Genomic DNA, 7,073 nt, shown 5'->3' with positions numbered 1-7,073 from the left:
TACCCGAAAGAGTGTGTGTCCGTCTTGTTCCGGGGGCACACACTCCGGGTTTTGTCTGACACCAGTATGGGGAGGGATAATAATGAAGTCGGTGTTTGAGAGGGAAGAGGCCTATTGGAACGACATATTTGACGCTGAAGATAGTATGAGCTTCTTGCCGTACAGCAGCCCCGTCAATAAGGGAACGAGCGTGAATGCCGCGTCCAAAATAGGTGTAATCTGCTGCACGCTACCGCAGGAGCTAGCGGCGAAAATTCTCTCGCTGGCGAATGGATCGGACATGGCCGTCTATATGATCGTAATGGCTGGAGTCAACGGGTTGCTCTACACCTATACTCACCAAGAACATACGATTGTAGGCATGCCCGCTTACAGCGAGCCCGATGATGGAAATCTGCCGAGCCAAGAAGTTCTTTTGATTAAAACTAGGGTGAATGGTGAGAGCACGATTAGAACGCTGCTGGGCCAAATCAAATCGTCGGTCAGCGGAGCCATAGAGCATCAGAATATTCCATTTCGAAAAATGGTTCGGCCTATGAATGTAGAGTACAATTCGCATGGCGAGCCCGTTGTCCCAACAGTGGTCTCGTTTGCAAACATACATACGGATGCCGGGAATAACAAAGCTTGGACCGACACCTTGTTTCAATTCGAATTGATGCAGGGCTCGATCGTATTGAATCTGAGCTTCGACTCCACCCGATACGACCAAGATTTTATGGTCAAGGTGACCGATCATTACATTCGGCTTCTGTCTGGCGTTTTGTTCGAGCCGGATCTTGCCATCGATAGAGCGGACATTCTGTCTGAAGCCGAGAAGCATGAGATTGTTACCGTATTCAACGATACGGATGCGGATTACCCGAGAGAGAAGACGATTCATGTGTTGTTCGAGGAGCAAGCGGAGCGTCATCCGGATGCGGTCGCGGTCGAGTACGAGGACGAGCGGCTGACGTACCGCGAGCTGAATGAGCGGGCGAACCGTCTGGCGCGCACCTTGCGCAGCCAAGGTGTAGGGGCGGATCAGTTGGTAGGCATTATGGCTGAACGTTCCCCTTCCATGGTGATCGGGATTCTCGCTATCTTGAAGGCGGGTGGGGCGTATGTGCCGATCGATCCAGAGTATCCAGAGGAGCGTATCCGCTATATGCTGGACGATTCGGGAGTCGGTGTGCTGCTGCTGCAAGCGCATTTGCGGGACAAAGCGACGTTTGCGGGTGTCTGCCTGCTTCTGGATGACGAGCAGACCTACGCAGCGGACAGCACGAGCCTGGCCTCGGTTAACCAGCCGAACGATCTGGCTTATGTGATCTATACGTCGGGAACGACGGGCAAGCCGAAAGGCACCTTGATCGAGCATAAGAACGTCGTGCGGCTGCTGTTCAACAGCAAGAACCGGTTCGACTTCGGCCCATCCGATACGTGGACCTTGTTCCACTCGTTCTGCTTCGATTTCTCGGTGTGGGAAATGTACGGAGCGCTGCTGTACGGAGGCAAGCTGGTCATAGTGCCGCCGATGACGGCGAAACAGCCGGCACAGTTCCTGCAACTGCTGAAGGAGCGGGGCGTGACGATTCTGAACCAGACGCCGACGTATTTCTACCAGCTGCTTCGCGAAGCGCTGACGGAGAGCGGGCAGACGCTGAGCCTTCGGAAGGTCATCTTCGGAGGAGAGGCGCTGGCGCCGCAGCAGCTGAAGGACTGGAGGAAGAGGTACCCGGCTACGGAGTTGATCAATATGTACGGGATCACCGAAACGACGGTGCACGTGACCTACAAGGAAATCACCGAGGTGGAAATCGCCGAGGGGAGAAGCAATATCGGAAGACCGATCCCGACGCTGAAGGTGTACGTGCTGGATGGCAAGCGCCGATGCGTACCAGCGGGAGTGGCAGGGGAGATGTATGTAGCTGGAGAAGGTCTGGCTCGCGGGTACTTGAACCGCCCAGAGCTGACGGCGGAGAAATTCGTGGAAGATCCGTTTGCGCCAGGGGAGCGAATGTACCGATCGGGAGATCTGGCGAGATGGCTGCCGGATGGCAACATCGAATACATGGGACGGATCGACCATCAAGTGAAAATACGGGGGTACCGAATCGAGCTTGGGGAAGTGGAAGCGCAGCTGTTGAAGGTGGAGTCGGTGCAGGAAGCGATGGTCATGGCGCGGGAGGATGAAAGCGGCGAGAAGCAGCTGTGCGCGTACGTGGTAGCGGACAAGCTGCTGACGGTGAGCGAACTAAGAGGAAGGCTGCTGCAGGAGATGCCGGGATACATGATCCCGTCGTACTTCGTGCAGCTGGAGAAGATGCCGCTGACGGCGAACGGGAAGACGGACCGCAAGGCGCTGCCTGCGCCGGAGGGAAGCGTGAATACCGGTGCGGAATACATCGCGCCTCGTACACCGCTGGAAGAGCAGCTCGTGCCGATTTGGCAAGAGGTGCTTGGAACGGAGAGAGTCGGAGTGAAGGACAATTTCTTCGATCTTGGCGGACATTCCTTAAGCCTTATGCAATTGATTCAAAAAGTGTATGCCGCAATGGGAGTCGAAATCTCACTCCACAGCATGTTCCAGAATCCGTCCGTCGAAGCGATGGCTTATGAGATCTGGCAATCCGGGCTGGAGGGACACAGCGGCGACCGCTTTATGAAACTCAACGAAAACGGAGCGATCAACGTCTTTTGCTTTCCTCCGGGGGGCGGATATGGCATAAGCTATATGGAACTTGCGAAGAAGCTGGATGACCGCTGCGTACTTTACGCCATAGATTTTATAGACGACACGTATGGCTTCAAAGACATACCAGACCGTTATGTGGAGGAGATGCTCCGCGTGCAGGACGGCTCGCCGTATGTGCTGCTGGGGTATTCGTTGGGCGGCAATCTGATGTATGAGGTGGCCCAAGCGATAGAGAGGAGAGGCGGCCGCGTCTCCGACCTGATTATGTTGGATTCTGCGTATAAACAATTCGAAACGCCGATGGACGAAGTGGAAAGTGACATCAAGGAAATTCTGGAGCCTGCCGAAGGCGAGGAGAAAGAATTGCTCGACAACCCATTCATTCGCGAACGCGTGGAGCGCAAAGTGCGGGCGTATCTGACATATGGAGCGAAGCTGATTCACTCGGGCACGGTTCAGGCGAATATTCACGGGCTAATCGCGGAGGGTTCCAGAGAGCGCGGAGCGCTTGAACATAGGCCGTCATGGCAGGAAGCTACCTTGCAAAACTACGAGGAATATCAGCTCGCCGGGGTTCACGAGCAGGTGTTTGCTCCTGAATACGTGGAAGAAAACGCGAACGTGATTGGTGGCATCGTCCAACACATTATTGAGCGGAAGATGGAATCTCATAAGGTGCCGTTTTGAAGTCGAATAACCCTGCGCATACCTTGAAAGGGGACAACATGTGGTGCAAGAGCGAAAAGACGGATTGACCCTGTGGAAATCATTTCTATGGATATGGACATATTTGAAAACTCACATAGGCTGGATGATCGTCGGAATTGTTTCGGCCATGGCGGCAGCGCTGATCGAGATATGGATAGGCAGTTTCATTCAAGATTTAACGACTCGTGCGGAGAATGGGGCAGGGCGGCTCGTCTTGTCCATCGTTTTCACCGTTTTTGCCGTCATCCTAATCGGCGTTCCTGCGAAGTATTTTATGGCGTTCGGCGTGGAGCGAAGCAGCGCCTTGGCCATAAGAGATATTCGCAATCATCTGATGGACCATATCGGGAAGCTGCCTGTTCATTATATCGAAAAGCAGCACTCCGGAGATGTGTTGTCTCGATCCAGCAATGACCTGCAGGTCATCCATCAATTCATGAGTCGAGATTTGGCGCAATGGTTTTACCATCCGATGTTGTTTATCGGCTGCTTCATCTATTTGATTTGGATTCAGTGGCAGCTTGTCTTGTTCAGTCTTCTGCTTCTTCCTATATCCTTGCTTGTATCGCAATGGGTCGGCAAACAAATGCAGCGACTGACGGAAGAGGTGCAAGAGCATACGGGGCAAATGAACGCTATTACGCAGGAGACGCTGGGCGGAATGCCAATTGTGAAAAGTTACCTGCTCTCAGGAATGCTGCTTCGTTCGTATCAGTCTTTGCTTCAATTGACGCTGCTCAAGAAACTGGCCTTGCGAAAACGGGAGGCTTGGGTTGATCCTCTCTTGTTCTCGTTGATGCTAAGTCCGATTATCTTTGCCGTGATCTACGGCAGCTACTTGATATCCATAGGAAAGTTTGGCGCCGGAGAATTGATCGCCTTTTTGTATCTGCTTAATTTATGCCTGGAGCCGCTGGATCACATCCCGACTCTGATTACGAACACCTTTCAAATGACCGGGGCTTTGAAGAGGGTGGCCGAAATGCTGAAGCAGCCTGCCGAAAATCTGGAGGGGCATTCGATTGCAAGAACGGATGATCTGCCTGTCGTATTCGATAACGTTACGTTCGCCTACGATAACAACGCCCCTGTGCTGCGAAATCTCAGCTTTACGGTAGCGGAAGGGAAAACCGTTGCGCTGGTCGGAGAGAGCGGCGGGGGAAAGAGCACGGTGTTTAAGCTGCTATGCGGATTTTATCCCTTGCCTGCTGAACAAGGAACGATTCGAATTTTCGGCCAACCGATTCTAGACAGCAACCCAAATGAGCTTCGTTCTTGTTTTTCGGTTGTTACCCAGGATGCATATTTGTTCAGTGGCACGATTGCCGACAATATTGCTTACGGACGGGAGCATGCGACGATGGACGAGGTGATCGAGGCGGCGAAGCTGGCTAATGCGCATTCGTTTATCATGGAGCTTCCCGACGGGTACCAAGCCGAGGTAGGAGAGAGAGGGGGGCTTCTGTCCGGCGGACAGCGCCAGCGGATTACCATTGCGCGCGCGTTCCTTAAAGACGCGCCTATCCTGCTCTTGGACGAGCCTACATCCGCGCTGGATACGGCGTCTGAATTGTACGTTCAGGAAGCGCTGAACGTACTCATGAAGGACCGAACAACCATTGTGATTGCGCACCGACTGTCAACCATCGAGAAGGCGGATGAAATCTTGGTCATGGAGCAGGGGGAGATTGCAGAGGCTGGCAATCATGGCGAACTGCTGGCATTGAACGGTTTGTACGCCCGTTCGTATCATCAGGAGTTTACCACCGCTCTTGTGAAGAGTAGAGAGGTGGTCTTCTTATGAAAGTGGCTGACATAGTCTCCCATGCAAAGGAACTTGGCCATATCCTAAACTTTATGAGCAAAAGAAGCAAAATTCGTTATTTCACTGGCCTTAGTGTAAGCACGACCATTCAAAGTTTGTTTTTGGTATCTTTCAGCCTGGTCGTCCAGGGTCTGGTGGATTTTGCGGTGACGCAGGATACTTCGCTGATGTATCGTGCCATCTTTATCTTGGCCGGCTCCCTGTTTCTCGTGAATTTCGTCGCTCCGTTTTTTTCCTATATGTTTCGCAGCAGTGTGGAGTTGACGATGGCGGATATAAGGGAGCGTCTGTTTGTCAAGCTTTGCAAGCTTCGGTCGAGGTATCTGGAGCAGACACACAACGGGGATATCCTCTCTCGGATGAACAACGACGTAACCACTTTGGAAGTGACTTACACAGGCGTTTATTTCGTGCTGCTGCTGCAGTTCGTATTCGGTGTGGGCTCGCTTGTGACGATGTTTGTCGTTCATTGGCCGTTTGCGTGCGCTTCGCTTGCCATTTTACTGGTTTCCTTTGCGATCAGCGCCCGGTTTGTACAGCAGATCCGCACACTCTCCGAGCAATCGCTCCAGCTTCTGGCCAGGATGACGGGGAAATTCTCCGACTTTATCGGAGGGATACAGCTTGTGAAATTATTTCATATTCAGCCGATCTATGCGCAGTATGCAAGCTTGAATGAACAAGTAACGAGAGTAGCCACACAAACCGCCAGAAAGAATGGCATGCTGGCCGCCGTAAATTATTTTGTCAGTTATGTGACATTCTGCGGAATCATAGCCATAGGCAGTCTGCTCTATACCTATGGGCTTATTGGAATGGGAACCGTAGCGGCGCTGGCCGTGCTTCAAATCAATCTGACCCACGCCATTATGAATTTTGGCACGACGCTGTCCATGGCGCAGAACTCGTTGGCGGGTGCGCAGCGTCTGCAGCAATTATTGGACGAGCAAGAGGAGCCGGAGCAACTCGGATCTCGGCAAGAGGATGAGCCTTCGTTTAAGACCTTGTCTGCATCTTCGCCTGCCATGGTGGAGTTTCAGAGCGTAGAATTTTCCTATCTGCCAGGCAAAAAAGTTCTGAGCGATGTATCTTTGCGAGTAGCTCCAGGACAAATCGCCGCGATCGTAGGCAGCAGCGGCAGCGGCAAAAGCACTCTGATCAAGCTGCTGCTGGGCTTCTACCCCATTGACGGCGGGGAACTTCTGATTCAAGGCAAGCCGCTAGGACATTATACCTTGGACGAGCTTCGCGCACGCATCGCCTATGTGCCGCAGGATGCCTTCCTGTTCAGCGGAACGATCGAAGAGAACATTCGTTACGGAAATCCACAAGCCACGGAAGAGGAGATCATAGAGGCGGCCAAAGCGGCGCATGCGCATCATTTTATTGAGGAGCTGCCCGAGCAGTATCGGACGCAGGTGGGGGAGCGTGGGAAGTCTTTGTCAGGCGGTCAGAGACAGCGGATTGCCATTGCCCGCGCATTGCTCAAGAACGCCCCGATTTTGCTGCTGGATGAGGCAACGTCCGCTTTGGATTCCGAATCGGAATATTGGGTGCAGCAGGCCCTCAACCAATTGATGGAAGGCCGAACGACCATTCTGATCGCTCATCGGCTCAGCAGCGTGGAGAAAACGGATCTGATCATGGTCATGAATGAGGGAACCGTTGTCGAACAGGGCACGTATCGGGAATTGCTTGAACGAGGGGCCTACTTCGTGAAATTATACGGTAGCACGGAATTGAGTAAGAGGGGGTGACAGGGGGTGACGCCCCCTGATCTCTCATTTCTGTACAAGCGGGGCGCATACGGCGGCGGTTCATAAAGGATAACGAAATGAACTGGCAAAGAAACGCATAACTGTG

General features: G+C 52.9%; 3 protein-coding genes. All 3 read left to right on the top strand.

The genetic code is table 11. The features are described 5' to 3' along the window. Positions 1-82: 82 nt before the first annotated feature. From MHB80_RS24005 to MHB80_RS23995, 3 genes are read left to right on the top strand one after another with little or no spacing between them, the layout of a single operon-like run. On the top strand, positions 83-3,364 hold the full coding sequence (locus tag MHB80_RS24005) for an amino acid adenylation domain-containing protein (protein WP_341279329.1): 3,282 nt from the start codon (positions 83-85) through the stop codon (positions 3,362-3,364). A 40-nt stretch (positions 3,365-3,404) separates the two neighbouring features. Then, positions 3,405-5,189, top strand: a complete 1,785-nt coding sequence (locus MHB80_RS24000) for an ABC transporter ATP-binding protein (protein WP_341279328.1) — start codon at positions 3,405-3,407, stop codon at positions 5,187-5,189. Further along, positions 5,186-6,967, top strand: coding sequence for an ABC transporter ATP-binding protein (locus tag MHB80_RS23995; protein WP_341279327.1), 1,782 nt, complete (start codon positions 5,186-5,188; stop codon positions 6,965-6,967). Before MHB80_RS24000 ends, MHB80_RS23995 begins: the two co-directional genes overlap by 4 nt. Positions 6,968-7,073: the final 106 nt, after the last annotated feature.

Source organism: Paenibacillus sp. FSL H8-0537 (assembly GCF_038051995.1).
In the GTDB taxonomy this organism is placed as follows: Bacteria; Bacillota; Bacilli; order Paenibacillales; family Paenibacillaceae; genus Pristimantibacillus.
The sequence above is the reverse complement of the archived record's forward strand: the minus strand, read 5'-3'. Positions and strand labels throughout refer to the sequence as shown.